Source organism: Cellulomonas sp. KU4C (genome assembly GCF_056868065.1).
This window is the reverse complement of the sequence record NZ_CP200322.1, coordinates 3,712,394-3,738,652: the sequence shown is the minus strand read 5'-3', so window position 1 is coordinate 3,738,652 and position 26,259 is coordinate 3,712,394. Positions and strand designations below refer to the sequence as shown.

20 protein-coding genes and 3 pseudogenes are annotated in these 26,259 nt (G+C 75.7%); 17 read left to right on the top strand and 6 right to left on the bottom strand.

Annotation, left to right across the window (positions count from 1 at the left end; genetic code table 11):
- Nucleotides 1-7: 7 nt before the first annotated feature.
- The 9 genes and pseudogenes from AC1VL8_RS17760 to mutM all read left to right on the top strand — a co-directional run bounded on the left by AC1VL8_RS17760 (nt 8) and on the right by mutM (nt 6,658).
- A complete protein-coding gene (locus AC1VL8_RS17760; RefSeq protein WP_483076087.1) occupies nt 8-700 on the top strand; it encodes an ABC transporter ATP-binding protein in 693 nt (230 codons plus the stop codon).
- Nucleotides 697-2,391, top strand: coding sequence for a DUF6297 family protein (locus tag AC1VL8_RS17755; protein WP_483076086.1), 1,695 nt, complete (start codon nt 697-699; stop codon nt 2,389-2,391). Before AC1VL8_RS17760 ends, AC1VL8_RS17755 begins: the two co-directional genes overlap by 4 nt.
- Nucleotides 2,388-3,050, top strand: a complete 663-nt coding sequence (gene rsmD, locus AC1VL8_RS17750) for a 16S rRNA (guanine(966)-N(2))-methyltransferase RsmD (protein WP_483076085.1) — start codon at nt 2,388-2,390, stop codon at nt 3,048-3,050. The genes AC1VL8_RS17755 and rsmD overlap by 4 nt, the downstream gene beginning before the upstream one ends.
- Before the next feature lie 10 nt (nt 3,051-3,060).
- Nucleotides 3,061-3,567: a pantetheine-phosphate adenylyltransferase gene (gene coaD / locus AC1VL8_RS17745; protein WP_483076084.1), complete on the top strand. Its 507-nt coding sequence runs from the start codon at nt 3,061-3,063 to the stop codon at nt 3,565-3,567.
- Complete coding sequence (locus AC1VL8_RS17740; protein WP_389235129.1) at nt 3,564-4,049, top strand: hypothetical protein; 486 nt, start codon at nt 3,564-3,566, stop codon at nt 4,047-4,049. Before coaD ends, AC1VL8_RS17740 begins: the two co-directional genes overlap by 4 nt.
- A 186-nt stretch (nt 4,050-4,235) precedes the next feature.
- Nucleotides 4,236-4,733: pseudogene (locus AC1VL8_RS17735) on the top strand (YceD family protein); the annotation flags it as partial.
- A 4-nt stretch (nt 4,734-4,737) separates the two neighbouring features.
- On the top strand, nt 4,738-4,932 hold the full coding sequence (gene rpmF / locus AC1VL8_RS17730) for a 50S ribosomal protein L32 (RefSeq protein ID WP_389235135.1): 195 nt from the start codon (nt 4,738-4,740) through the stop codon (nt 4,930-4,932).
- Nucleotides 4,933-5,064: 132 nt separating this feature from the next.
- A complete protein-coding gene (rnc, locus tag AC1VL8_RS17725) occupies nt 5,065-5,721 on the top strand; it encodes a ribonuclease III (protein WP_483076083.1) in 657 nt (218 codons plus the stop codon).
- Nucleotides 5,722-5,734: 13 nt separating this feature from the next.
- A complete protein-coding gene (gene mutM / locus AC1VL8_RS17720) occupies nt 5,735-6,658 on the top strand; it encodes a bifunctional DNA-formamidopyrimidine glycosylase/DNA-(apurinic or apyrimidinic site) lyase (RefSeq protein ID WP_483076082.1) in 924 nt (307 codons plus the stop codon).
- Nucleotides 6,659-6,686: 28 nt separating this feature from the next.
- Here the strand turns inward: mutM and AC1VL8_RS17715 are convergent, their stop codons facing one another.
- A complete protein-coding gene (locus AC1VL8_RS17715) occupies nt 6,687-7,634 on the bottom strand; it encodes a phosphoglycerate dehydrogenase (RefSeq protein WP_483076081.1) in 948 nt (315 codons plus the stop codon).
- Nucleotides 7,635-7,801: 167 nt separating this feature from the next.
- On the opposite strand from AC1VL8_RS17715, the pseudogene AC1VL8_RS17710 reads away from it, so the two are divergent.
- A pseudogene (locus AC1VL8_RS17710) lies at nt 7,802-8,432 on the top strand (response regulator).
- A 195-nt stretch (nt 8,433-8,627) separates the two neighbouring features.
- Here the strand turns inward: AC1VL8_RS17710 and AC1VL8_RS17705 are convergent.
- The 5 genes from AC1VL8_RS17705 to AC1VL8_RS17685 are packed head-to-tail and all read right to left on the bottom strand — an operon-like array spanning nt 8,628 to nt 16,661.
- The gene (locus AC1VL8_RS17705; RefSeq protein WP_483076080.1) at nt 8,628-10,451 is read right to left on the bottom strand and encodes a GAF domain-containing sensor histidine kinase; all 1,824 of its coding nucleotides are present in this window, start codon (nt 10,449-10,451) and stop codon (nt 8,628-8,630) included.
- On the bottom strand, nt 10,436-12,397 hold the full coding sequence (gene cydC / locus AC1VL8_RS17700) for a thiol reductant ABC exporter subunit CydC (RefSeq protein WP_483076079.1): 1,962 nt from the start codon (nt 12,395-12,397) through the stop codon (nt 10,436-10,438). Before cydC ends, AC1VL8_RS17705 begins: the two co-directional genes overlap by 16 nt.
- Nucleotides 12,394-14,103 (bottom strand): thiol reductant ABC exporter subunit CydD, encoded by a 1,710-nt coding sequence (gene cydD, locus AC1VL8_RS17695; RefSeq protein WP_483076078.1) that lies wholly within the window; start codon nt 14,101-14,103, stop codon nt 12,394-12,396. The genes cydC and cydD overlap by 4 nt, the downstream gene beginning before the upstream one ends.
- Before the next feature lie 16 nt (nt 14,104-14,119).
- A complete protein-coding gene (gene cydB / locus AC1VL8_RS17690; protein WP_483076077.1) occupies nt 14,120-15,166 on the bottom strand; it encodes a cytochrome d ubiquinol oxidase subunit II in 1,047 nt (348 codons plus the stop codon).
- A 10-nt stretch (nt 15,167-15,176) separates the two neighbouring features.
- Nucleotides 15,177-16,661, bottom strand: coding sequence for a cytochrome ubiquinol oxidase subunit I (locus AC1VL8_RS17685; protein WP_483076076.1), 1,485 nt, complete (start codon nt 16,659-16,661; stop codon nt 15,177-15,179).
- A 447-nt stretch (nt 16,662-17,108) separates the two neighbouring features.
- On the opposite strand from AC1VL8_RS17685, the gene AC1VL8_RS17680 reads away from it, so the two are divergent.
- From AC1VL8_RS17680 to AC1VL8_RS17650, 7 genes and pseudogenes are all read left to right on the top strand, one after another.
- Nucleotides 17,109-20,690, top strand: coding sequence for an Rne/Rng family ribonuclease (locus tag AC1VL8_RS17680; protein ID WP_483076075.1), 3,582 nt, complete (start codon nt 17,109-17,111; stop codon nt 20,688-20,690).
- Between the two features lie 276 nt (nt 20,691-20,966).
- Nucleotides 20,967-21,275, top strand: coding sequence for a 50S ribosomal protein L21 (gene rplU, locus AC1VL8_RS17675; RefSeq protein WP_389235515.1), 309 nt, complete (start codon nt 20,967-20,969; stop codon nt 21,273-21,275).
- 63 nt (nt 21,276-21,338) lie between these two features.
- Nucleotides 21,339-21,596 carry a 50S ribosomal protein L27 gene (rpmA, locus tag AC1VL8_RS17670; RefSeq protein WP_389235164.1) on the top strand — a complete coding sequence of 86 codons (258 nt, stop codon included), beginning with the start codon at nt 21,339-21,341 and terminating at the stop codon, nt 21,594-21,596.
- Nucleotides 21,597-21,770: 174 nt separating this feature from the next.
- Nucleotides 21,771-23,282: a GTPase ObgE gene (gene obgE / locus AC1VL8_RS17665; RefSeq protein ID WP_483076074.1), complete on the top strand. Its 1,512-nt coding sequence runs from the start codon at nt 21,771-21,773 to the stop codon at nt 23,280-23,282.
- A 116-nt stretch (nt 23,283-23,398) separates the two neighbouring features.
- Nucleotides 23,399-24,539: pseudogene (proB, locus tag AC1VL8_RS17660) on the top strand (glutamate 5-kinase).
- A gap of 82 nt (nt 24,540-24,621) precedes the next feature.
- The gene (locus AC1VL8_RS17655) at nt 24,622-26,022 is read left to right on the top strand and encodes a glutamate-5-semialdehyde dehydrogenase (protein ID WP_483076073.1); all 1,401 of its coding nucleotides are present in this window, start codon (nt 24,622-24,624) and stop codon (nt 26,020-26,022) included.
- A 69-nt stretch (nt 26,023-26,091) separates the two neighbouring features.
- Entirely contained in the window at nt 26,092-26,247 is a 156-nt protein-coding gene (locus AC1VL8_RS17650) for a hypothetical protein (protein ID WP_389235176.1), read from the top strand.
- Nucleotides 26,248-26,259 lie beyond the last annotated feature (12 nt).

The following is a 26,259-nucleotide window of genomic DNA, read 5'->3' as shown; positions in this document are numbered from 1 at the left end:
GCACCCCGTGTCGAAGCAGCCCGTGATCCGTGCCGTCGACCTGCTCGTCGGCTACGGCGGGGAGCCCGTGTGCGCTCCCGTCTCGTTCACCCTCCCGCCCGGGAAGGCCCTGGCGCTCGTGGGCGCCAACGGGTCCGGGAAGTCGACCGTGCTGCGCGCGGTCCTCGGCCTGCTGGAGCCCGTCGGCGGCCGGGTCGAGGTGCTGGGCCGGCCGGTCGACGAGCGCGAGGTCGGCTTCCGGACCCGGGTGTCGAGCGTGCTCGACGACGACGCGTACTTCCCCGCGCTGACCGTCGCGGAGCACCTGTACCTGACCGCCCGCGGCCACGGGGTGCAGGGCGCGGACGCGGTGGTCGACGAGGTGCTCGAGGAGTTCGGGCTGACCGAGCACGCCGCCGCGCTGCCCGTGGCGCTGTCCTCGGGCCAGCGCCGTCGCCTGCTGCTCGCCGCGGGCCTGGTGCGGCCCCGGTCGCTGCTGGTGCTCGACGAGCCCGAGCAGCGGCTCGACGTGGCGATGCGCGACCACCTGGCGCAGCGGCTGATCGAGGAGAAGCAGTCCGGCGGGTCCGTGCTGCTCGCGACCCACGACCCGGAGCTGCTGCTCGCGGTCGCGGACCGCGCGGTGCTGGTCGCCGACGACGCGTCCCGGCTGCTGAAGGTCGCGGACGCCGTCGAGGCGCTGCGGCCGGGCGTGCTGTGACCGAGCGGCCCGGCGCCGAGGTCGACGAGTTCGCGGCGACGTCCGCCGACCTCGCGGCCGACCCCGCCGCGTCCTGGGACGACGCCCCCGAGCCGGCCGTCCAGGCGTCCGGCGGCACGACCCCCGTCCCGGCCGCGCGGTCGATCCGGCGGTTCACGGCCGCTGTCGCCCGCAGCCGCTCCGGCGCCGGCCTCGGGGAGGTCCTCGGCGACGTGTACTACGCGGTGCTGGTCACCGCCGTGGGCGTCGGCGTCGCGCTCGGCGTCGCCGGCCAGATGCGCGCCGCGCTGCCGCACGTGCCCGACCAGGCGCTGCCCACGGGCATCAGCCTGCCGACGGTCGTCGCGGTGTTCGCGGTCGTCATCGCCGGCACGGTGCTGTCCGTCGGCGCGCGTCTCGGCCCGGTGGGCGCGGGCGGCGCGGAGGCGACGTGGTGGCTCGGCACGCCCGTCGACCGGCGCGGCCTGCTGCGGCCCGCGTCGCTGCGCCTGCCGGTCGTCGCGGGCGTCGTCGGCGGACTCGTCGTGGCGCTGCTCGACGGCGGCCTGCTCGCGGACCACGGCATCGGGCACGTGCTGCGCCTCGGTGCCACGGCGGGACTCGTGTGCGCCGCGCTGGTGCTGCTCGCCGGCCACCTGCAGACCCGCGGCGTGGCCCGGCGCACCACCGCGGGCGCGGGGGACGCGGTGATCGCCGTCGCCCCGGTGCTCGCGCTCGGCGCGGCGTTCGCGGGCTGGCGGCTGTCCGCCCTCCCGGACGTGCCGGTGTGGGCGCTCGCGGCGCTGGCGGTCGTCGTCGGGGCGCTGGGCTGGTGGCTCGACACCCGGCTCGGACGGATCCGGGGCCGCGACCTGCGCGAGAGCGGCTCGGTCGCCACGCAGGCGGCCGGCGCGGTCGCGTCGCTGGACTCCCGCGAGCTCGGTCGCGCGCTCACCGACTCCGCCGCGCGCCCGCGCCGGCGCCGGGTCCGCCGGATGCGGCTGGTCCGCGGTCCGGTCACGGCGGTCGTCGTCGCCGACCTCACGGCGCTGGTGCGCTCCCCGCGGCACCTCGTCCAGCTCGTGGTCTCGGCGCTGGTCCCGGTGGTCGTCGTCATCACCCCGCAGCTGGCCGGCGTGCTCGGTGTCGTCCTGGCCGTGCTGATCAGCGGCTACGTGGCGATGCTCGCGACGTCCGAGGGCGCGCGCCGGGCGGAGATGTCGCCCGTCGTCGACCGGCTGCTGCCGCTGTCCGCGCAGCAGGTCCGTCGCACCCGCCTGATCGTCCCCGCGGCGGCGATGCTGCTCTGGTCCGTGGTCGCGTTCGCGGCGATCGGCCGCTGGGAGGGCGACGTGCTGCCGTGGCTGCTGCTCGGCGTGGCCGCGTCGCCCGTGTGGGCGGCCGCCGCGGTGCGCGCCGCCTACCGCCCGGCCCCGAACTGGGAGGGCCCGCTGATCGCGACCCCCGCGGGCGCGCTGCCCGGCGGTGTCGCGGCGGTGCTGTCCCGTGGCCCGGACGTCGCGGTGCTCGGGATGGTGCCGGTCATCATCAGCGTGGTGCTCGGGTCGGTGGTGCCGACGGTGCTGGTGGTGCAGGTGGCGGTCGCCGCCATCGCGCTCGCGGTGGGCGCGAGCACCAGCACGAAGACGATGATGGACCGGCTCTCGGAGGCCTCCGAGAGCGCGGAGGCGGACAAGCGGAGGCGCGCGTGACCCGGATCGTGGCCGGATCGGCGGGGGGCCGGACGCTGGCCGTCCCGCCCCAGGGCACCCGCCCCACGAGCGAGCGGGTGCGCGAGGCGCTGTTCTCCCGGCTCGAGCACCTCGACGCGCTCGACGGGGCCCGGGTGCTCGACGGGTACGCGGGGTCCGGCGCGCTCGGCCTGGAGGCCGCGAGCCGGGGTGCCGCGCACGTGGTGCTCGTGGAGTGGGGGCGGGTCGCGGCGGACGTCTGCCGGAAGAACGTCGCCGCCCTCGGCCTGGGGGACCGCGTCGCGGTGGTCAAGGACCGGGTGGAGGCGTACGTCGCGCGGCCCGTGCCGGGCCCGTGGGACCTGGTGCTGCTGGACCCGCCGTACGACGTCCCCGACGCGACGCTGGCGCAGGTGCTCGAGGCGCTGGTGCCCGCGCTGACGGTCGAGTCCGTCGTCGTCGTGGAGCGGTCCACGCGCAGCGCCGCACCGCCGTGGCCCGACGGGATGCACGGGTTCGACACCCGCAGGTACGGCGAGACGGCCGTCCACCTCGGGGCGCGCAGCCCCGACCCGGAGGGCGACGCGTCCGACGGCTCGGTGGACGACGCGCCCGACGGCTCGGTGGACGACGCGCCCGACAGCGCGCCCGGTCAGGACCCGGACGCGCCCCGGAGGTAGATTCGGGCCCGTGGTCCTCGCGGTGTGCCCCGGCTCGTACGACCCCGTCACGCTCGGCCACCTGGACGTGGTGCGCCGTGCGCGGCGCCTCGCGGACGAGGTGGTCGTGCTCGTCGCGCACAACGCCGCCAAGCGGCCGCTGCTCGACGTCGCCACCCGGGTGGCGCTGATCGAGGACGCGGTGGCCGACCTGCCGGGCGTCCGGGTCGCCTCGTCGGCGGGCCTGCTCGCGGACGAGCTGCGCGCCCTGGGCGCCGACCTCGTCGTCAAGGGCCTGCGCGGCGGTGCCGACTTCGACGCCGAGCTGCCGATGGCCCTGATGAACCGCCACCTGTCGGGGGTCGAGACGGCGTTCGTCGTCGGCGACCCCGCGCTGTCGCACGTCGCGTCGTCCCTCGTGAAGGACGTGGCGCGGCACGGCGGCCCGATCGAGGACCTCGTGACCCCCGCGGTCGCCGCCGCCGTCCGCAGCGCGCTCGCCGCCGCCGCAGCACCCGGAGAGGGGAGCCCCGCATGACCGAGCCCACCGCCGACGCCGCCACCCTGACGTCCGTCCTGGACGCCCTGGAGGACGCCGTGCAGGCCGCACGCGCGATGCCGATGTCCTCCTCGGTGCTGGTCAGCCGTGCCGAGCTCCTGGACCTCGTCGAGCAGGCCCGCACCGCGCTGCCGACCCAGCTGCGGCGCGCGGACGACGTGCTCGCCGCCGCCGACGCCGAGCGCGCGGCCGCCCAGGCCGACGCCGAGCGGATCGAGGCCGCCGCGCGCCGCCGCGCCGCCGAGCTGGTCGAGCAGGAGTCCGTCGTCGCCCTGGCCGAGCAGCGCGCCGCGGAGATCGTCCGCGAGGCCGAGGAGACCGCGCGCGGGCTGCGCCGCGACGCCGACGACTACTGCGACCGCCGGCTCGCCGACTTCGAGATCGACCTCGGCAAGGTCCTGAGCCAGGTGCAGGCGGGGCGGGCCAAGCTCGCCGGGCGCCTCGACGACCCGACCGGCTGACTGTGACGGGCGCCCGATTGGGTGGAGCCGTCGCGGTGCCGTACGCTTGACCGTTGGTCCTGCCGGTTGCGCAGGTGCCGAACCCCTCAGGACAGGAACGTGGACGTGGAGCGCGCGACGACTCACCTCGATCCCCGCTCGCCCTTCGTGCTCGACACCCACGAGCTCGGGCGACGCCCGGGATCGATGCGTCGTGTGCAGCTCACGGCCCCTGCCCCCGAGGACCTCGGCACCGACGTGATCGGCGTCCCCACCGGTGACGACGTCGAGCTGGATCTCCGGCTCGAGGCGGTCATGGAGGGGGTCCTGGTCTCCGGCTCCGCGCGGGCACGGGCGGTCGGGGAGTGCGTGCGGTGCCTGGACGAGGTGGTCGACCACGTCGACGTCTCGATCCAGGAGCTGTTCGTCCACCCCGGTCGCGCCGAGGTCGCTCGGGAGGACGGGGACGACGAGGAGGAGCTCCGCGAGCTGGACGGCGACCTGGTCGACGTCGAGCCCGTGGTCCGGGACGCGGTCGTGACTGCGCTACCCTTCCAGCCGTTGTGCCGTGTCGACTGCCCCGGGCTGTGCTCCATCTGCGGAGCGCACCTGGCGGACGACCCGGACCATTCGCATGAGACCCTTGATCCTCGGTGGGCCGCCCTCGGCGGACTGCAGAGCACGCTTGACGAGAAGAGAGAGACTAGCCGTGGCTGTTCCGAAGCGCAAGATGTCGCGCAGCAACACCCGTGCGCGTCGGTCGCAGTGGAAGACCACTGCCACGACGCTCACGACCTGCCCGCAGTGCAAGTCGAACATGCGCCCGCACCAGGCGTGCCCGACCTGCGGCGCCTACGCCGGTCGCCGCTACGCCGAGGCCATGCGCACCGAGCACGCCGGCTGACGACCCGCTGATCCGTCCTCGCCGCCGGTCCTCGACCGGACGTGCAGGGGGCAGCACCAGCGCGGCAGCACGCATGAGCACCGCAGCAGCACAGCTCGCCCAGCAGCGGGGTCCGTCTGGACCCGGCTGCTGGTGCTCGCCCTCACGCACCGGTCGTTCGCCCACGAGGCGGGCGGCATCCCCACGAACGAGCGCCTGGAGTTCCTGGGCGACACCGTCCTGGGTCTCGTCGTCACCGAGGAGCTGTACCGGGTCCACCCCGCGCAGTCCGAGGGCGAGCTCGCGAAGATGCGGGCCGCGACGGTGTCGCAGCGCGCGCTGGCCGAGGTCGCCCGCACGCTCGACCTCGGGTCGTACGTGCTGCTCGGCAAGGGGAAGCTCGCCACGGGCGGTCGGGACAAGGACTCGATCCTGTCCGACACCCTCGAGGCCCTGTTCGGCGCCGTCTACCTGTCCCACGGGCTCGAGGCGTCCCGCGAGGTCGTCATGCGGCTCGTCGGCCCGACGCTGACCGCCGCGGCGGACCTCGGCGCCGGCCTCGACTGGAAGACCAGCCTGCAGGAGCTCACCTCGGCCCTCGGGCTCGGCGCCCCGACGTACCACGTGTCCAGCGACGGCCCGGACCACGCCCGCACCTTCACCGCCGAGGCGGTGGTCGCGGGTGAGGTGCACGGCACGGGCACCGGCACCGCGAAGAAGCTCGCCGAGCAGCGCGCCGCCGCGCTGGCGTACACCGCCCTCGAGGCCGCCGGCGAGTCCGCCGCGGCCACCGCGCCCGCGGCCGACTGACCCCGCCCGGCCCGTGCCCGAGCTGCCCGAGGTCGAGACCGTCCGCGACGGCCTGGCGCGTCACGTCGTCGGCCGCACGGTCCGGTCGGTGGACGTCCGTCGCCCGTACAGCGTGCGCCGGCACCTCGCGGGGCCCCTGGACCTCGCGGGCCGCCTGACCGGGCGCACCCTCACGGCGGCCGCGCGACGGGGCAAGTTCCTCTGGCTGCCGCTCGACCACCCGGGTGCCGCCGGGGCCGAGCCCGACGACGCGCTGCTCGCGCACCTCGGCATGAGCGGCCAGCTGCTCGTCCGCGCCACCCCGACCGACGTCGAGGCCGGTGGTACGCACCCGCACCTGCGGGTCCGGCTGCTGCTCGACGACGGCGGGTCGCTGGACTTCGTCGACCAGCGGACCTTCGGGCACCTGTCGGTGGTCGACCTCGTGCCCACCCCGGACGGCCGCGCGGGCGGCGCCGGGACCGACCTGCCGCTCGTGCCCGCGCCGGCCGCGCACATCGGCCGGGACCTGCTCGACCCGGCCGCCGACGCCGACGCCGTGGCACGGGCGATCCGCCGGCGTCGCACGCAGGTCAAGCGGGCCGTGCTCGACCAGACCGTGATGTCCGGCGTCGGGAACATCTACGCCGACGAGGGCCTGTGGCGCGCCCGTGTGCACCCCGCGACGCCGACCGCCGAGCTGGACCAGGCGACGGCGCTGCGGGTGCTGGACGGCGTCACCGGCGTGATGCGCGACGCCCTCGAGCAGGGCGGGACGAGCTTCGACGCGCTGTACGTCAACGTGAACGGGGCGTCCGGCTACTTCGACCGGTCGCTCGCCGTGTACGGGCAGGCGGGGGAGCCGTGCCCGCGGTGCGGGACGCCGGTCGTGCGGGAGCCGTTCATGAACCGGTCCTCGCACTTCTGCCCGCGGTGCCAGCCGGCGCCCTCGGCCTGACACGCAGTCGCCGCGCCGCGCCGTGGGGTCAGCGGCGCACGACGTTGCGCAGCGGCTCGCCGCGGACGAACGCCCGGATGTTGTCGGCCAGCAGCGTGTCGGCGCCGATCGGCCGACCGCCGGCCGCGTGCGGGGTGACGAGCACGCGCGGCTCGTCCCAGAACGGCGAGTCCGCGGGCAGCGGCTCGGTGGCGAACACGTCGAGCGCCGCCCCCGCGAGCCGTCCCTCGCGGACCGCGGCGAGCAGCGCGGCCTCGTCCAGCGTGCTGCCGCGGCCCACGTTGACCACCCACGCGTGCGACGGCAGCTGCGCGAACACCTTCGCGCCCAGCAGGTTCCGGGTCGAGGGGGTGGACGGCAGGATGCCGATCAGGACGTCCGTGCCCGGCAGGGCCTGCGGCAGCTCGTCCGCGGCGATCACCGGGTAGCCGGCGCGCTCGCCCGACCGGGTAGCCACGCCGATGACCTGCGCCCCCAGCACGGTCAGCAGCGGCGCGAGGCGCGCCGCGATCGACCCGAAGCCCCAGATGAGCACCCGGGCGCCCGACAGCGAGCGGAAGTCGCCGCCCTCGTGCGGGGAGCGCTGCATCCCGCCGAGCTCCGACGCCCACCGGTGCGCGTCCTGGGCGCGGACCAGCTCCGGGAGCCGGCGGGCGGCGGCCAGCACGAGCGCGAGCGTGTGCTCCGCGACCGGGCCGTCGTGCAGGCCGCGTCCCGAGGTGACCTGCACGTGCGGGGCGAACCCGGCGGCCAGCACGGCATCCGGGCCCGCGGCCAGCGTCTGGACCCAGCGCAGCGACCCCATCCGGCGCGCGGCGTCGGCGAGCAGCGCGGGCGGGTTGCCCCACGCCACCAGCGCCTCGGCGTCCACGAGGTCGTCGGGGAGCGGCTGCTCGACGTCGTAGGTCACGGCGCGCACCCCGTCCGGGAGCGCGGGGGACAGGGCGATGGACGACGGCAGCAGGACGGTGGTCATGGGCAGAGAGTTCCCTACCGGCGGGCGCGCCGCCAGGTGAACTCCGCAGTCCGGGCCGTCGGCCGGTGCGGCGGTGCGCGACCAGGCTGGACGCTGTCGATACGATGCTCCACGTGTCCGCCACGAACAGCGCAGTCCAGCCGGCCCGCACGGGACCGATCTCGGTGATGATCGTCGACGACCACGAGGTCGTGCGGCGGGGGATCGCCGAGGTCGTCGAGCGCGCCGACGGCATGAAGGTCGTCGCCGAGGCGGGGTCGGTGGCCGACGGCGTGCGCCGTGCCGGCCTCGTCCACCCCGACGTGCTGCTGGTGGACCTGCAGCTTCCCCGACGGCACCGGGATCGACCTGATGACGCAGGTGCGGACCACGCTGCCGACCGCGCGGGCGATCGTCCTGACCTCGTTCGACGACGACGACGCGCTGGCCGCCGCGCTGGACGCGGGCGCCGCGGCCTACCTGCTGAAGAGCGTGCGCGGCGCGGAGATCACCGACGTGATCCGCGCGGTGGCCGCGGGGCGGACCCTGCTGGACGAGCGCACGGTCACGCGCCGCCGCGCCGGTCACGAGGACCCGACCGAGAACCTCACGCCCAGCGAGATGAAGGTGCTCGACCTGATCGGCGACGGGCTGTCCAACCGGGAGATCGCCGAGCGGCTGGGCGTCGCCGAGAAGACCGTGAAGAACCACATCACGTCGCTGCTGGCGAAGATGGGCCTGCAGCGCCGGACGCAGGTGGCCGCGTGGGTCGCCGCCCGTCGGCACAGCGGCTGGCGCGCGGAGACCGGCCACAGCTGACCGCGGCGCCCTCGTCCCGCCGCGGGCGGCCGCTGCGCCGAGACAGGACCTCCGCGCCGAGACAGGACCTCCGCGCCGAGACAGGGCGCTCGGCGGGCCTGACTCGGCGCGACGGACCCGTTTCGGCGTGGCCGGACGCTCGGGTGCGCCGGGGCGTCCCGGCGAGCCGGCGACGCTCAGGGGCGCGGTCGGCGCTCAGCCGAGCGGGACCTCCCACGACAGCAGCGTCCCGGTCCCCCCGGGGGCGACCCCGAGCGTGAACGTGCCGCCGTGCTGCCGGGACCGGGCCGCCAGGTTGCCGGTGCCGGAGCGCCGGTCGCGCACCTTCGGCAGGCCGACGCCGTCGTCCTCGACCTCGACCCGGACGGACCCCGTGGGCCCGACCCCGTGCACCGCGATCCGGACCCCGACCGAGGACGCGTGCGCGTGCCGGGCCGCGTTGGCGAGCCCCTCGCGGACCACCGCCACGACGTCGTCCGTCCGGTCCGGGCCGATCCGCTCGTCGATGAGGTCCGCGACGATGTAGTCGCCGTCCGCGACGGCCTCGTCGTCCAGCGTGACCACCAGGGACGGGGCGAAACCGAGCCCGGTCCGGGCCAGCGACGCCTCCCGTCGGAGCCGCTCGACGATGCCGGTCGCGGCGTCCGGGTCGCGCAGCGCGTAGACGATCTGGCGGATCTGCCGGACCGAGGCGTCGACGTTGTCGAGCGCCTCCTCCACGATCCCGGTGAGCTCGGAGGGGTCGACGCCGCGCGCGGACCGGCGGCGCACCGTCTCGAGCTGCATGCCCGTCGCGAACAGCTGCTGGATCGCCAGGTCGTGCAGGTCGCGGGCGATGCGCTCGCGCTCGTCCAGGAGCGCCGCGACGTCCTGCGCGTGCCGGGCCTCGGCGAGCACGAACGCCAGCGCGGCCTGCGCGGCGAACGACTCGGCCGTCGCGAGGTCGTGCGCCTCGAAGCCCAGGGTCCCGACGCGCCGCAGCAGGATGAGCACGCCCACCCCGCGGCCCGAGGTCTGCAGCGGGGCGAACAGCGCGGACCCGAACGCGCGCATCGCGGGCACGGTGATCCGGCGCGAGGTCGACAGCGAGTCCATCAGCAGGCCGGTGCCCTCCTCCATCACGGACCACGTGGGCCCGCCGGGGGTGAGGTGCGCGCCGACGAGGGTGTCGGCGTTGTGGCCGTCGGCCAGCTCGATCAGCAGGTCGCCGCCGACGCCCGGCAGCGCGAGCGCGGCGGTGTCGGCGTCGGCGACCTCGCGGGCGGTCGCGGCGATGTGGGCGAGCGCGTCCTCCTCGTCGGCGCCGGACAGCAGCATCGTCGTGATGTCCTGGCCCGCGCGCAGCCAGTGCTCGCGGCGTGCGGCGTCGGCGTACAGCTGCGCGTTCGCCACGGCGACCCCGGCGGTCGCGGCCAGCGCGATCACGGTCGTCGCGTCCCGCTCGGTGAACCCGCCCTCCTTCTCGGAGAGGTACAGGTAGCCGTAGACGTCGTCGCGGACCCGGACGGACGCGCCGAGGAACGACCCCATCGGGGGGTGCTCGGCGGGCCAGCCCCGGAACGCCGGGTGCTGCGTCAGGTCGTCGAGCTTGAGCACACCGTGGGTCGGGATGTGGCTCAGCACGCCCTGGGCGTGCGGCGGGTGCCCCATCATCGCCGCGGCGGCCGCGGGGACGCCGGTCTGCACGAAGGTCGTCGACTCGCCGCGGGAGTCCAGCACGTTGATCGCGCCGTACCGCGCACCGGTGAGCTCCACGGACACCCGCACGAACCGCTCGAGCACCCCGGGCAGCTCGAGCCCGGAGGCGACGGACAGGACGGCGTCCAGCAGGTCGGCCAGCTCGTCGCCGGTCTCGGAGGCGGTGCCGAGCTCCAGGTGCGACCGGCCGCCCGGCGCGCGCACGTGGATCGTGGTGGTCACGCCGGGCCCGTAGGACGGCTCCGGGAGGTCGGCGGCGGACCCGTGCCCGCCGTCGGGTCCGTACCCGCGGCGGCGCGGTCCGGTCAGGTCGTCGGCCATGTCCTCGTCGTCCCCGTCTCACCGTCGTGCTGCTCGCTGGCGTGCGCCTCACCGTAGCGGGCGTCGGTGGCCAGCAGGTGCGCGTGCGTGCCCCGCGCGTCGACCCGGCCGTCGCGCAGCACGACGACCTCGTCCGCGGCGGCGAGCGGCGCGAGGCGGTGCGTGACCACGAGGACGCCGCGGGCCGCGGGCCGGTCCGCGCCCGCGTGCGGGGTGGTGAGCAGGTCGGTGACCAGGCGGTCCGCGGTGGCCGGGTCCAGGTGCTCGGCCGGCTCGTCGACCAGCAGCAGCGGGGCGGTGGACAGCAGCGACCGCGCGAGCAGCAGCCGGCGGCGCTCGCCGCCCGACACGCTGCGGGCGTCCGGACCGAGGGCCGTGCCGACACCGTCGGGCAGGCCGGCGAGCCAGTCGCCGAGCCCGGCGCGGACCAGCGCGTCGACCGCCTCGTCCTCGGTCGCGTCGCCGCGGGCGACCCGCAGGTTCTCCAGCACGGTCGTCTCGAAGACGTGGGCGTCCTCGGTGGTGAGGGCGAGCCGCGCGACCCGGACGGTCGGGTCGACCGCGCGCAGCGGCACGCCGTCGAGCAGCACCTCCCCGGCGCGCGGCGGCAGCAGGCCCGCCAGCGTCAGCAGCAGCGTCGTCTTGCCGACGCCCGACGGGCCGACGACCGCGAGGCTGCGGCCCGGCGCCACGACGAGGTCGAGGTCCCGGACCACGGGCTCGCGACCGGGCCAGCCCACGGCCAGGCCGCGCGCCTCGAGCAGGGCGCCGGGGGACTCGGGAGCCGGGGCGTCGGGTGCGGTGGCGTCGCGGTGACGCACGGCCGAGGCCGTGGTGGGGACGGGGTCGGGGGTCGCTCCGGAGACGCCCGTCGAGGCGCCCGTGCCCGGCACGGCCTCCTCCGGTGTGGCGGCGGCGTCCAGCACGGCGACCAGCCGCGCCGCCGCGACCCGGGACCGGTGCAGCTGGATCGCGGCGGCGGGCAGCACGCTCGTCGCCTCGAACGCCGCGAGCGGTGTCAGCACGACCACCGCCAGCTCGACGGGCGCGAGGGTCCCCGCGACGGCGGCGGGGACGCCGACGAGCAGCGCCGCGAGCACCGCGACGCCGACGGCCAGGTTGCCGAGCGCGGCGGCGAGCGCGGCGGGCCCGGCGCCGGCGTCGGTGGCGCGCGCCAGGTCGGCGTCGGCGGCCCGCAGACGCGCGAGCTCGGCGTCGGTGCGGCCCTGGACCGCCAGCGGGCCGGCGTCCTCCAGCAGGCCGAGCGCTGTCGCCGCCATCTCGGCCCGGGCGCCGGCCGCGCGGTGCTCGGTGGTGCGGGCCGCGCGCTGGGCGAGCCACGGGGCGAGGACGCCCGCGACCAGCAGGCAGGCGGCGAGGGTGAGCCCGGCGGCGGGCAGGAACAGCCCCATCGCGACGGCGGACCCCAGCCCCAGCACCGCGGCGACGGCGGCGGGCAGCAGGCCGCGCACGACGACGTCGCCGACGGCGTCGACGTCCGCGCCGACCCGCGCCAGCAGGTCGCCGCGCCGCAACCCGAGCGTCGCGCCGGGGCGGCCCTCCGCGAGCCGCGTGTACAGGGTGGTGCGCAGCGTGCTCATGCCGCGCAGGGCGACGTCGTGGGAGACCAGCCGCTCGAGGTACCGGAACAGCCCACGGCCGATGCCGAAGGCCCGCACCGCGACGGTCGCGACGGACAGCTTGAGCACGGGTGGCATCTCGGACGCGCGCACGATCAGCCACGCCGAGACCGCGGCCAGGGCGACCGCGCACCCGAGCGCCAGGACCCCGAGCAGCACGGCCAGCGCCACCCGGCGCGTGTCCACCTCGAGCAGCCGGACGGCGCGCCACAGCGGGTCGGCGGCGAGGTGTCGCCCGAGGCGCGTGCGGGGTGCCGGGGCGCCGGACGCGCGGGCCGTCGGCGTCGGGCGGGTCGTGGCGCTCACCGGTCCACCGCCGCGGCGAGGGGAGCGGGGTCGGTCGCGGCGGCGTGGACGGTCACGACGTCGTCGGCCAGCGCGATCAGCGACGGGCGGTGCGCGACGACGACGACCGTGCGGCCGGCCGCCGCCAGGGCCCGGACGGTCGCGAGCACGACCTGCTCGCCGGCGGCGTCGAGGTGCGCGGTGGGCTCGTCCAGCACGACCAGCGGGGCGTCGGACAGCAGCGCCCGGGTGAGCGCGACCCGCTGGCGCTGGCCGACGCTCAGGCCGGCGCCGCCGCGCCCGAGGTCGGTGCCCCAGCCGGCGGGCAGCGCGGCCACGACCGCGTCCAGGCCGGTGAGCCCGGCGGCGGCGTCGCGGCGGGCGCGGCCGTCGGCGTCGAGCTCGTCGTCCTCGGCGCCGGAGACCAGCCGGGAGACGGTGGCGGGATCGAGCACGGGCCGCTGGGGGAGCCAGGCGACCTGCCGCCAGTACGACCGGGGCTCGACGTCGGCGAGCGGGACGACCGTGCCGTCCCCGGCGACGACCTCGACGGCACCGGAGTCCGGGCGCAGCAGCCCGAGCAGCAGGTCGACGGTCGTGGACTTGCCCGCGCCGCTCGGGCCGGTGACCGCGACGGTCCGGCCGGGTGCGACCGTGAGGTCGAGGTCGTGGGGCGCCAGCACGTCGCGGCCCGGCGCGCGGACGGTCACGCCGCGCAGCCGGACCGTCGCGGTGCGCAGGTCGGGGGCGGGCGTGCTGCCGGTCGCGGGCCCGGGCGTCTCGAGGACGCGGAACACCTGGTCCGCCGCCGCGACGCCGTCCGTGGAGGCGTGGAACTGCATGCCGACCTGGCGCAGCGGGAGGTACACCTCGGGGGCCAGCACGAGCACGGTGAGGGCGGTGACGAGGTCGACCTGCCCGTACACGAGGCGCAGGCCGATGCCGACGGCGACGAGCGCCACGGCCAGCGTGGTCAGCAGCTCGAGCACCATGCCGGACAGGAACGCGATCCGCAGCGTGCCCATCGTGGCCTTGCGGTGCGCGTCGCCGAGCGCCTGCACCCGGGCGGCGGGTCCGCGCTCGCGACCGAACGCCTGCAGCGTCGGCAGCCCGGCCACCAGGTCGAGCACCTGCGAGCCGAGCCGCTGCATCACGCGCAGGCTGCGGTCGGACCGGCCCTGGGTGAGCTGCCCGATCAGGACCATGAAGATCGGCACCAGCGGCAGCGTGCCCGCGGCGAGGGCGGCGGAGATCCAGTCGAGGTCGAGGATCACGACGAGCACCGCGGGGGTGACGGTCGCGGACAGGACCAGCTGGGGGAGGTACTTCACGAAGTAGGGCTCGAGCGCGTCGAGGCCCCGGGTCGCGAGGGTGACGACGCGGGTGCCCTCGCCCTCGGCGAGCCAGCGCGGCCCGAGCTCGGCGGCCCGCGCGACGACCTGCTCGCGCAGCTCCGCGACCGCCCGGGTCGCGGCCCGGTGGGCGTACCGCTCCTGCACGCCGGTCGCGAGCGCACGCACCGCCACGACGGCGGCCAGCCAGCCGATCTGCGGGAGCAGGTCGGTCAGGTCGGCGCCGTCGTGGGCGGCGGCCGCGAGGACGCGGGCGAGCAGGATCGCCTGGGCGACGACCAGCCCGGCCGTGACGATGCCGAGCGACACCGTCAGGGCCAGGTAGCCCCGGGCGGCACGGGCGTACCGCAGGAGGCGGGGGTCGAGGGGCTTCACGCGGTGGTCAGGTCCCTCAGCGCTGCGTGCCGGCGTTCGACGGCAGGACGTCCGAGAAAGTCAGACCGGCGTGCTCCGGGATGTGCTCCGCGGAGATCCGCTTGCGGAACACCCAGTACGTCCAGCCCTGGTAGAGCAGGACGACCGGCACGAGGATCCCGGCGACCCAGGTCATGATCGTCAGCGTGTAGTCCGTGGACGACGCGTTGCGGATGTCGAGCGAGTTCGCCGGGTCGAACGCGGGCATGACGTCGGGGAACATCGAGCCGAAGATCAGCACGACGGCCGCGACGATGACGACGGCGGACCAGACGAACGCCCAGCCCTCGCGCCGCGCCCGGGTGGTCAGCACCACGAGCACGAGCGCCACCGCGGCGACCGCGACGACGGCCCAGGTCCACGCGACCGAGTAGGCGATCTGGGCCCAGATCGCCCAGGCCGCGGTGACGACCAGGACCACGGGGGCGAGCCGCTCCGCGAGGGCGCCGGACCGCTCGCGCATCTCGCCGCCGGTCTTGAGGGACAGGAAGATCGCGCCGTGCAGCAGGAACAGCCCGAAGGTGACGGCGCCGCCGAGCAGCGCGAACGGGTTGAGCAGCGCGAAGAACCCGCCGACGTACTGGTGGTCCGCGTCGAGCTCGACGCCGCGCACCAGGTTGGCGAACGCCACGCCCCAGAGCACCGCCGGCAGGTAGGAGCCGGCCATGATGCCGCGGTCGGTCCAGCGCCGCCAGCGGTCGGTGTTGATCTTGCCGCGCCACTCGATGGAGACCACGCGGAAGATCAGGCCGACCAGGATCAGCAGCAGCGGCAGGTAGAAGCCGGAGAACAGGGTCGCGTACCACTCGGGGAACGCCGCGAAGATCGCCGCGCCGGCGGTGATGAGCCACACCTCGTTGCCGTCCCAGACGGGGCCGATGGTGTTGATCATGACCCGGCGGTCCTTGTCCTCGCGGCCGAGGATCGGCAGCAGCATCCCGACGCCGAAGTCGAAGCCCTCGAGCACGAGGTAGCCGGCCCACAGGACGGCGATCAGCAGGAACCAGATGACGGGGAGGTCCATGACCGGCCTCTCAGTAGGCGAACGACAGCGGGCGGTCGGCCGCGTCGGTGTCGTCGGGGTCGGGCCGGTTGTCGGGGTTGTCGGTGCTGTAGTCCTTCTCGTGGTCGGCGACGCCCTCCACGGCGTAGCGCTTCATGAGCTTGAACCAGAACACCGCCAGCACGCCGTAGACGAGCGTGAACGCGACCATCGAGATGATGACCGTGGTCGGGCTGACCACCTCGGAGACGCCGCGCTCGGTCAGCAGCCGGACCCCGTCGACGCCGGTCGGGTTGGGGTAGACCACCCAGGGCTGGCGCCCCATCTCGGTGAAGATCCAGCCGAACGCGGACGCGAGGAACGGCGTCGGGATCGCCCAGATGCCCACCCGGGCGAGCCACTTGTTGCCCGAGACCCGGCCCTTGCGCGTGAACCACAGCGCCATCAGGGCGAGCAGCGCGGAGCCGGCGGCGAGGCCGATCATCAGGCGGAACGCCCAGTAGGTGACCGTGAGGTCGGGGATGTAGTTCGGGCCCTCGCCGTACTTCTGCGAGAACTCCTGCTGGAGGTCGTTCACGCCCTGCAGCGGCGCGTCGAAGTCGTTGAGCGCGAGGAACGACAGCAGGCCCGGGATCTCGAGGTAGTGCTGCACGCCCTCGCAGTTGTTCGTCAGGTCGCCGATCGCCAGCAGCGAGAAGGACGCGCCGTCGGTGCTCTCGCAGAGCGCCTCGGCCGCGGCCATCTTGGTGGGCTGCTGCTCGAACATGAGCTGGCCCTGCGCGTGGCCGGTGATGCCCAGGCCGATGCCGGAGACCAGCATGGTGAACACGCCGAGCAGCACCGCGGGGCGGTAGACCGTGCGGGCCTTGTGCTCGTCGCCCTGGCGGACCAGGCGGACCATCCACCACGCGGCGATGCCGGCGACGAACGTCCCGGCGGTGAGGAACGCGGCGGTCACGGTGTGCGGGAACGCGGCCCACAGGGTGTTGTTGGTGAGGACCGCGACGATGTCGGTCATCTCGGCGCGGCCGGTCTCCGTGTTGAAGACCGTGCCGACCGGGTGCTGCATCCAGGAGTTGGCGGCCAGGATGAAGAAGGCCGAGGCGTTCACCGCGAACGCGACCGCCCAGATGCACGCGAGGTGGATCTTCTTGGGCAGCCTGTCCCAGCCGAAGATCCACAGGCCGAGGAACGTCGACTCGACGAAGAAGGCGACGAGGCCCTCCATCGCGAGCGGGGCGCCGAACACGTCGCCCACGAACCGGGAGTACTCGGACCAGTTCATGCCGAACTGGAACTCCTGGACGATGCCGGTGGCCACGCCGATCGCGAAGTTGATCAGCATGAGCTTGCCGAAGAACTTGGTCAGGCGGAGCCAGTTCTCGTTGCCGGTGCGGACCCAGAAGGTCTGCATGAGCGCGACGAGCGGGGCCAGCCCGATCGTCAGCGGGACGAAGATGAAGTGGTAGACGGTGGTGACACCGAACTGCCACCGTGCCAGGTCGAGGGCTTCCACAGGGGGGTCCGTCCAGGTGCTGGGGCGTGGTGGGGGGCCGTACGGCCCAGGTGGGGGCCGTCGTCCGACGGTATTGCGCCCCGGTTCACAAGCGTAGGACAAAGGTCCCGCGATCTGACACGGTGTCGTCTCATTGTGATCCGGTTCACGAGCGTGACCTGGGGCACGTCGTGCGCGTCCCTGTGTGATACTTGCTCCGGCATCCCGGGACCCACACACCCCGGGCCGCCACCGTGTCGCCGCACCAGCGCATCGCGCTCGCCAGGCGCCGCCGGCCGCAAGGGTCCCTACCCGGGACGCCCCGCCGCCAGGCAGGCGATGGCGCCGAACGCCCGTGCTGCGAACGACACCGACGACTTCCGTCGCCGCGGGGACGCGAGCGACGACCGACCGCCCGAGGGGCGCCGAGCGTGTGGCCGGCGTACCCGGGCTTGCAGGAGCACCCGCGTGACGCTCGACAGCACCCCCGACAGCACCACCCCCGCGACGCAGGAGGGTGGCGAGCCGGCACCCCGCAAGCGCGCCCCCCGCACCCGCGCCCGGGTGACCAAGGCCGCCGGCGACCCGGCACCCACGGAGGCCCCCGCCGCCGAGGCCCCCGCCACGACGCCCGCCCTGGCCGCCGACGAGGCGCCGACCAAGCCGGTGCGGCGCCGCGCGACCCGCAAGGCCGCGACCGCCGCAGAGGTGCCCGCTGCGGACGCCGTCGCCGCGGACCCGGTGGCCGCCGCTCCCGCGGACGAGGCTCCCGCCGCCCCGCGCCGTCGCCGCGCGACCCGCTCGACCGCCGCCGCCACGGCCGCCGCCGAGCAGGCCGCCGCCCCCGCCGAGCCCGCCGCGAACCCGGCCGCCACGACCCCGGCCGCCGAGGCGCCGGTCGCCGCGCCCGCTGCCGCGGAGCCCGAGGTCGCGCCCGCCCCGGCGAGCACCACCCCCGTCCGCCGGTCGCGTCGCGTGACGCGCCCCGCGGGTGCCGGCGTGGCCGCCCAGCCCACCGCCGCCCAGCCCGCCGCCGCCCAGCCCGCCGCGGCGCAGCCCGAGCCGGCCCCCGCGGCCCCGACTGCCGAGCCCGTCATCGAGGAGCCGGAGGACGAGCAGGTCGCCGAGGCGGTCGAGCAGGCCGAGCAGACCTCCGCCGCCGCGCCGGACAGCCGCCTCGACGTGCTCGCCGAGCTCGGGCGCAGCACCACCGACGCCCCGGCGAAGGCGCCGCGCACCCGTGGCGGCCGTGGCCGGTCCAAGGCCGCGCAGACGGAGCAGACCGAGCAGCCGGCGTCGACCGACGCCGCGCGCGCCCCCGAGGCCGCCCCGGCGGCCGCGGCGGCCCGGCCCGAGCGCGCCCCGCAGCGGTCCGCCGCCCCGGCGGGCGAGCAGGAGCGTCCCGCCTCCACGCGGCTCGCGACCACCGCCCTGCTGTTCCAGGCCCCCGAGGCGCCCCGCCGCCGTCGGCGCGCGCAGGCGCCGACCGGAACGCCGGAGGTCGTCTCCGCCAGCACCGTCGTCGAGGAGGTGCCCGCCGCCGTGTCCGAGGCCACGGCCCCGACCCCCGAGGCGCAGGCCCCGGCTGCCGAGGAGCAGGTGCCCGCGCGCCGCCGCGGCCGTCGCGGGCGGTCCCGCGCCGCCGAGGTCGTGGAGCCCGCCGAGGTCGTCGAGGACGAGCCGACGTCGGTCGACGAGGACCTGGTCGAGGCCGAGCAGGCCGACGTGGCCCAGGCCGCCGAGCAGGCCGAGGCCGACGCCGACGCCGACGAGCGTGACGAGGCCGACCGTGACGAGGCCGAGGGCGACGACTCCGCTCCGCGCCGGCGTCGTCGTCGGGGTGGTCGTGGTCGCCGCTCGCGCGGTGGCGCGGACGCCGACGGGGACGACGCCGCCGACGAGGGCGACCGCCCCGCCGGCGACCGCGCGTCCGACGAGGACGCCGACGCGACCGAGGACGACCAGGACGAGGACGCCGACGAGCAGGGCGACGGCGAGGAGCAGGGCGGCAGCAGCCGTCGGCGCCGTCGTCGTCGCCGCTCGGGCCGTGGAGGCGACGACGCGGCGGCCGAGGCTCCTGCCTCGTCGCGCGGGAGCCGGTCCGGCTCGCGCGGCGGCGACGAGGTGACGGCCCTGCGCGGGTCGACCCGGCTGGAGGCCAAGCGCCAGCGCCGCCGCGAGGGCCGCGACGCGGGCCGCCGCCGCCAGATCATCACCGAGGCCGAGTTCCTGGCCCGCCGCGAGGCGGTCGAGCGCTCGATGGTCGTCCGCGAGTCGGGCGGCCGGACGCAGATCGCCGTGCTCGAGGACGGGGTGCTCGTCGAGCACTACGTGTCCCGGCAGGCGCAGGTCTCGATGGCCGGCAACGTCTACCTCGGTCGCGTGCAGAACGTGCTGCCGAGCATGGAGGCGGCGTTCGTCGACGTGGGCAAGGGCCGCAACGCGGTGCTCTACGCCGGTGAGGTCAACTGGGACGCCGCGGGCCTCGACGGCGGTCAGCCGCGCCGCATCGAGCAGGCGCTGAAGTCCGGCGACCCGGTGCTGGTGCAGGTCACGAAGGACCCGATCGGCCACAAGGGCGCCCGCCTGACGTCGCAGATCACCCTGGCCGGCCGCTACCTGGTGTACGTGCCCGGCGGCGGCATGACCGGCATCAGCCGCAAGCTGCCCGAGCCGGAGCGCGCGCGCCTGAAGAAGATCCTGCGCGAGGTCGTCCCGGACTCGGCGGGCGTCATCGTGCGCACCGCCGCGGAGGGGGCCAGCGAGGACGAGCTGCGCGCCGACATCGCCCGCCTGCAGGCGCAGTGGGAGGCCATCGAGAAGAAGTCGAAGACCGCCTCGGCGCCCGCGCTGCTCCAGGGCGAGCCGGACCTCGCGATCCGCGTGGTCCGCGACATCTTCAACGACGACTTCTCCTCGCTGGTCGTCCAGGGCGACGAGGCGTGGTCGACCATCTCCGGCTACATCGGGGAGCTGGCGCCCGACCTGGCCGAGAAGGTCTCGAGGTGGACCGGCACCGGCGACGTGTTCGCGGCGCACCGGGTCGACGAGCAGCTCGCCAAGGGCATGGACCGCAAGGTCTGGCTGCCGTCCGGCGGCTCGCTGGTCATCGACCGCACCGAGGCGATGACCGTCGTCGACGTCAACACCGGCAAGTTCACCGGTGCGGGCGGCACGCTCGAGGAGACCGTCACCCGGAACAACCTGGAGGCGGCGGAGGAGATCGTCCGCCAGCTCCGGCTCCGGGACATCGGCGGCATCATCGTCATCGACTTCATCGACATGGTGCTCGAGTCCAACCGCGACCTCGTGCTCCGCCGTCTGGTGGAGTGCCTGGGCCGCGACCGGACGAAGCACCAGGTGGCCGAGGTCACCTCGCTCGGCCTGGTGCAGATGACCCGCAAGCGGGTCGGCCAGGGCCTCGTCGAGGCGTTCTCCGAGACGTGCGAGCACTGCCACGGCCGCGGGTTCGTCGTGCACACCGAGCCGGTGGAGAAGGGCGGTCGGCAGGACCCCGCCCCGGCGCAGCCCGCGCCCGAGGTCGCCGACGCGAAGAAGGCGCGGCGCAAGCGCGGGGGAGCGGCGACCAAGGAGCAGGGCGCCCCGGCGGCCACCACCACGGTCCCGGTGCTGCCGGAGGCCCGCGAGGCGGTCAAGGCGACGCTGGCGACCATCGCGGCCGCGGCGGCGCACGCCCACGTGCACGACGACGAGGCGCACGAGCAGCCGCACGACGCGCCCGCCGAGGCGACCGCCCCGGCGACGGACGACGCGGTGCCGGTCTCCGGGAAGACCGCCACGGAGACCGTGGAGGTCTCCACGGTCGAGGTCGTCGCCGAGACGGGGATCGCCGCCGAGGCGGTCGCCGGCGCGGCGCGGACGCACGAGCAGCCCGTCCTGGACGTGCTGGCGGCGTTCGGCACCCGCACGGCGCGCGCACCGGAGCGCTCCGGCGCACCGGTGGACCCGCAGCTCGAGCTGACCCCGGTGGACCCGGGCCTGTTCGAGCTCCCCGAGGCCGGCGCCCGCGAGGGCGACGACGAGTCGTGAGGCGGGCCGCGGTCGGCGTCCCACCAGGGCGCCGACCGCGGTTTGACCCCCGACGCGGGTCTTGCGTATCCTTGAACGTCGGTGCGTTCTGACGATGACCGTGTGGCACGAAGCGTGGCACGCGATCGGACATCATCGGGAAGCACCGTTCGCGCGCAACGCACTGTCAGCGCCGACGTCCCGAAGCTGCTGCCACCGCGGTGGCGCGCCGGGGCCCGGCCGCAGTCGGGGCGCCCCCCTGAACCTGTAGTTCGACGAGCAGAGATGAGCATCAACGTGGTGTACGCGATCGTGAAGGCCGGCGGCCGTCAGGAGAAGGTCGCCGTCGGCGACGTCGTCGTCGTTGACCGCATCGCGGCGGAGGCGGGCGCGACGGTCGAGCTGCCCGCGCTCCTGCTCGTCGACGGCACCGCCGTGACGTCGGACGCGGCCGCCCTGGCCAAGGTCAAGGTCACCGCCGAGGTCGTCCAGGCCGAGAAGGGCCCGAAGATCGACATCCTGCGGTACAAGAACAAGACGGGCTACCGCCGTCGCCAGGGTCACCGCTCGCGCCTGACCCGCCTCAAGGTCACCGGCATCGCGTGACCGCGCGGGCCTCGGCCCGAGCACCCGTCCCCGTAGACAGCACCGCAGGAAAGCGAGCCTGAGATGGCACACAAGAAGGGCGCGAGCTCCTCGCGCAACGGTCGTGACTCGAACGCCCAGCGCCTCGGCGTGAAGCGCTTCGGTGGCCAGGTCGTCAACGCCGGCGAGATCATCGTCCGCCAGCGTGGCACCCACTTCCACCCCGGCGTCAACGTCGGCCGTGGCGGCGACGACACCCTGTTCGCCCTCACCGCCGGTGCGGTGCAGTTCGGCACCCGTCGCGGCCGCAAGGTCATCGACATCGTGGCGGCCGCGGTCTGACCGCACGCACACGTCGGCCGAAGGGGCGTACCGCACGCGCGGTGCGCCCCTTCGCCGTGTCATCGTGGGTCCATCCGTCCGGGTGGCCCACCGCGACGCCCCGGAGCGTCGCACGCGCCACCGTCCGGTGAGCGCAGGACCGTCCCCACGGACGGTGCGGAGGAGGAAAGACTGATGGCCGCGTTCGTCGACCGAGTCGTGCTGCACGCCAGCGGGGGAGACGGTGGGCACGGCTGTGCGTCCATCCACCGCGAGAAGTTCAAGCCGCTCGCCGGCCCCGACGGGGGCAACGGCGGCAACGGCGGCAGCGTGCGCCTGGTCGTCGACCCGCAGGTGACCACCCTGCTCGACTACCACCACGCGCCGCACCGGCACGCGCCGTCGGGCACGCAGGGCATGGGCGACCACCGCCAGGGCTCCACGGGGCAGGACCTCGTCCTGCCGGTCCCGGACGGCACCGTCGTGAAGTCCACCGACGGGGAGGTGCTCGCGGACCTCGTGGGCGCCGGCGCGGAGTACGTCGTCGCCCAGGGCGGCCACGGCGGCCTCGGCAACGCGGCGCTGTCGTCCCCGCGCCGCAAGGCCCCCGGCTTCGCGCTGCTCGGCGAGCCCGGCGACGCGGCCGACGTGGTCCTCGAGCTCAAGACCATCGCCGACGTCGCGCTGGTCGGGTTCCCGAGCGCCGGCAAGTCCAGCCTCGTCGCCGCGATCTCGGCCGCCCGGCCCAAGATCGCCGACTACCCCTTCACGACCCTGATCCCGAACCTCGGCGTCGTGCAGGCCGGTGACGCCCGCTACACGGTCGCCGACGTGCCCGGGCTGATCCCCGGCGCGAGCGAGGGCAAGGGCCTCGGGCTGGAGTTCCTGCGGCACGTCGAGCGCTGCGCCGTCCTGGTGCACGTTCTGGACTGCGCCACGCTGGAGCCCGGCCGCGACCCGCTGACCGACCTCGACGTGATCGAGGCCGAGCTCCAGGCCTACGCCGGCGACCTCGGCATCGAGGGGGGCCGCGTCCCGCTGACCGAGCGCCCCCAGCTCGTGGTGCTGAACAAGATCGACGTCCCCGAGGCCCGCGAGCTCGCCGAGCTGGTCCGTCCCGACCTGGAGGCCCGCGGCCTGCGGGTGTTCGAGGTGTCGACCGCCAGCCACGAGGGCCTGCGCCCGCTGACGTTCGCGCTCGCCGGCCTGGTCGACCAGGCCCGCCGCGAGGCGCCGCAGCCCGAGGCGACCCGCGTCGTGCTGCGGCCCAGGGCCGTCGACGACGCCGGGTTCACCGTCACCCGCCGCACCGACGCCGACCACGAGTACTTCCAGGTCCGCGGCACCAAGCCCGAGCGCTGGGTCCGGCAGACCGACTTCACCAACGACGAGGCCGTCGGCTACCTGGCCGACCGGCTCGCGCGGCTCGGCGTCGAGGAGAAGCTGCTCGCCGCCGGGGCGGTCGCGGGCGCCGAGGTCGTCATCGGCGACGGGCCGAGCGCGGTGGTGTTCGACTGGGAGCCCACGTTGCTGACCGGCTCGGAGCTGCTCGGCGGCCCGCGCGGCAGCGACCAGCGCATCGAGGAGCGCACCCGCCCCACCCGCGGCCAGAAGCGCGAGGAGTACAAGGACCGCATGGACGCGAAGGCCGAGGCCCGCGCGGAGCTGTGGACCGAGCGCGAGGCCGGTCTCTGGCGCGAGGACTGACCCCAGCCGGGTGGATCCACCCGGTCGAGTGGAGCGAAGGGCCCGACACGCACCCGGCGTGTCGGGCCTTCGCGTCCACGGCACCGCAAGGTGGATCCACAGGGGAGGATGGGGGGGTGAGTGCTGCCGCCCTGTCCGACCGTCGTCTGCTGCCCGAGGTCCGCCGCGTGGTGGTCAAGGTCGGCTCGTCCTCGCTGACCGACGAGTCCGGCAAGCTCGACCCCGCCCGGCTGCGGGCGCTCGTCGACGTGCTCGCCGCGCGCGTGAACGGCGGGCACCAGGTGGTGCTGGTGTCCTCGGGCGCCATCGCGACGGGCATGGACCCCCTCGGGCTCGCGCGTCGGCCCCGGGACCTCGCGACCCAGCAGGCCGCCGCGTCCGTGGGGCAGGGGCTGCTGGTCGCGCACTACACGCGCGCGTTCGCCGACCACGGCCTGCGGGTCGGGCAGGTGCTGCTCACCGCGGACGACACGATGCGGCGCACCCAGTACCGCAACGCGCAGCGCGCCCTCGACCGGCTGCTGGACCTCGGCATCGTGCCGATCGTCAACGAGAACGACACGGTCGCGACCGACGAGATCCGGTTCGGCGACAACGACCGGCTCGCCGCGCTCGTGTCGCACCTGGTGCACGCGGACGCGATGGCGCTGCTCACCGACGTGGACGGCCTGTACACCGGCCCGCCGAACCGGCCCGGCTCCCGGCGGATCCCGGAGGTCCGCGGCCCGAAGGACCTCGAGGGCATCGACGTCACGGCCCGGGGCAGCGGCGTGGGCACCGGCGGCATGGTCACCAAGCTCGAGTCCGTGGCGATCGCGACGGCCTCCGGCGTCCCGGTCGTGCTGACCTCGACCGCGCAGGTGGCACCCGCCCTCGACGGCGAGGACGTCGGCACCTGGTTCGCCGCGACGGGCCGGCGCGCGTCGACCCGGCTGCTGTGGCTCGCGTACGCCGCGCGCACCCGGGGTCGGCTGGTGCTCGACGAGGGCGCGGTGCGGGCCGTCGTCGAGCGCGGGAAGTCGCTGCTGCCCGCCGGGGTCACCGCCGTCGAGGGCGAGTTCGAGGCCGGCGACCCGGTCGAGATCGCCGGACCCGACGGCACCGTGGTCGCGCGCGGCCTCGTCGCGTACTCCGCGCAGGAGGCGCCGACGCTGCTCGGCCGCGGGACCGCGGAAGCTCCGCGAGGACCTCGGCGAGGGCTACGACCGGGAGCTCGTCCACCGCGACGACCTCGTGCTGGTGCGCCGCCGCCGCTGACCCGGGTCGGCTCACCCGGACGGGGGTGTCCGTCCCCCGGTCGGCCGCCCCACGTCCGGGGGACCCGGACTACGCTGGTCCGATGACCACCTCCTTCGACGCCCCGGCCACGGGCGGGGCGTCCGCCGCCCGGCTTCCCGTGCCCTCCGCGCCGGTGGAGGCGCAGCCCCCGGTCGCCCCGGCCGCCGACGGCGCGACCTCAGAAGGCGTGCCGTCCGGCGACGTGACGGCAGCCGTGCTCGCCGTCGCCCGCCGCGCCAAGGACGCCTCGCGCGCCCTCGCCGTCGCGACCCGGGCGACCAAGGACGCCGCGCTGCACGCCCTCGCGGACGCGCTGGTCGCGCAGGCCGACGTGATCGTCGCGGCCAACGCCGACGACCTCGAGCGCGGGCGTGCGAACGGCACCTCGGCGGGCCTGCTCGACCGGCTCGCGCTGACCCCCGAGCGGATCGCCGCGATCGCCGGTGCCCTGCGCGAGGTCGCGGCGCTGCCCGACCCGGTCGGCGAGGTCGTGCGCGGCTCGACGCTGCCGAACGGCTTGCGGATGCGCCAGGTCCGGGTGCCGATGGGCGTCGTCGGGATGATCTACGAGGCGCGGCCGAACGTCACCGTCGACGCCGTGGGCCTCACGCTGAAGAGCGGCAACGCGGTGGTCCTGCGGGGCGGGTCCGCCGCGGCGAGCAGCAACGCGGTGATCGTCGCGGTGCTCCGGCGCGCGCTCGAGGAGCAGGGCCTGCCGGCCGACCTCGTGCAGTCCGTCGACGAGCACGGCCGCGCCGGCGGGGTGGCGCTCATGCACGCGCGCGGGCTGGTGGACGTCCTGGTGCCCCGCGGCGGCGCGGACCTGATCCGGACCGTCGTGCGCGAGGCCACCGTCCCCGTGATCGAGACCGGCGTCGGGAACGTGCACGTCTACGTGGACGCGACGGCGGACCCCGCGGTGGCGCTGCCGATCCTGCTCAACGCCAAGACCCAGCGGGTCGGGGTGTGCAACGCCGCGGAGACGCTGCTCGTGCACCGCGACGCGGCGGCGGGGTTCCTGCCGTCCGCGCTGGTCGCCCTGGACGAGGCCGGCGTGACGGTGCACGGCGACGCCGCGACCGCCGCGCTCGCCCCCGACGGGGTCGCCGTCGTGCCCGCGACCGACGAGGACTGGGCGACGGAGTACCTGTCCCTGGACCTCGCCGTGCGGGTGGTCGACGACCTCGACGCGGCGCTCACGCACATCCGCACCTGGAGCTCCGGGCACACCGAGGCGATCATCACCCGCGACCTGGCCTCCTCGGAGCGGTTCGTCGCCGAGGTCGACTCGGCCGCGGTGATGGTGAACGCCTCGACGCGGTTCACCGACGGCGGGCAGATGGGACTCGGTGCCGAGATCGGCATCTCCACCCAGAAGCTGCACGCCCGCGGGCCGATGGGCCTCGGGGAGCTCACCACGACCAAGTGGGTCGTGCACGGGGACGGGCACGTCCGCCCCTGACCCCGCCGACCGTGCCGCGCCCGACGTGCGACACTGGACACTTACGTCGACCAGTCCCGGGAGGACCACGTGAACGTTGTGCTGCGCGCCGCCGAGGCCGCTGCCGAGCACACGACCGAGCTGCCGTTCAGCCCCGTCGTCTTCGGGCTGGTCGCGTTCGGCGTCCTGCTCGCCCTGCTGCTCGTGACCTTCGCCTTCCGGAGCGTCGGCACGCGCCACCGCTGACCCGGCAGCCAG

Bases quoted from the DNA above. Each gene is read 5' to 3' on its own strand.
- AC1VL8_RS17740 (WP_389235129.1), top strand. From the start codon at position 3,564: ATGACCGAGCCCACCGCCGACGCCGCCACCCTGACGTCCGTCCTGGAC.
- AC1VL8_RS17715 (WP_483076081.1), bottom strand. From the start codon at position 7,634: ATGACCACCGTCCTGCTGCCGTCGTCCATCGCCCTGTCCCCCGCGCTC.
- AC1VL8_RS17705 (WP_483076080.1), bottom strand. From the start codon at position 10,451: ATGGCCGACGACCTGACCGGACCGCGCCGCCGCGGGTACGGACCCGAC.
- cydB (WP_483076077.1), bottom strand. From the start codon at position 15,166: ATGGACCTCCCCGTCATCTGGTTCCTGCTGATCGCCGTCCTGTGGGCC.
- rpmA (WP_389235164.1), top strand. From the start codon at position 21,339: ATGGCACACAAGAAGGGCGCGAGCTCCTCGCGCAACGGTCGTGACTCG.
- obgE (WP_483076074.1), top strand. From the start codon at position 21,771: ATGGCCGCGTTCGTCGACCGAGTCGTGCTGCACGCCAGCGGGGGAGAC.
- AC1VL8_RS17655 (WP_483076073.1), top strand. From the start codon at position 24,622: ATGACCACCTCCTTCGACGCCCCGGCCACGGGCGGGGCGTCCGCCGCC.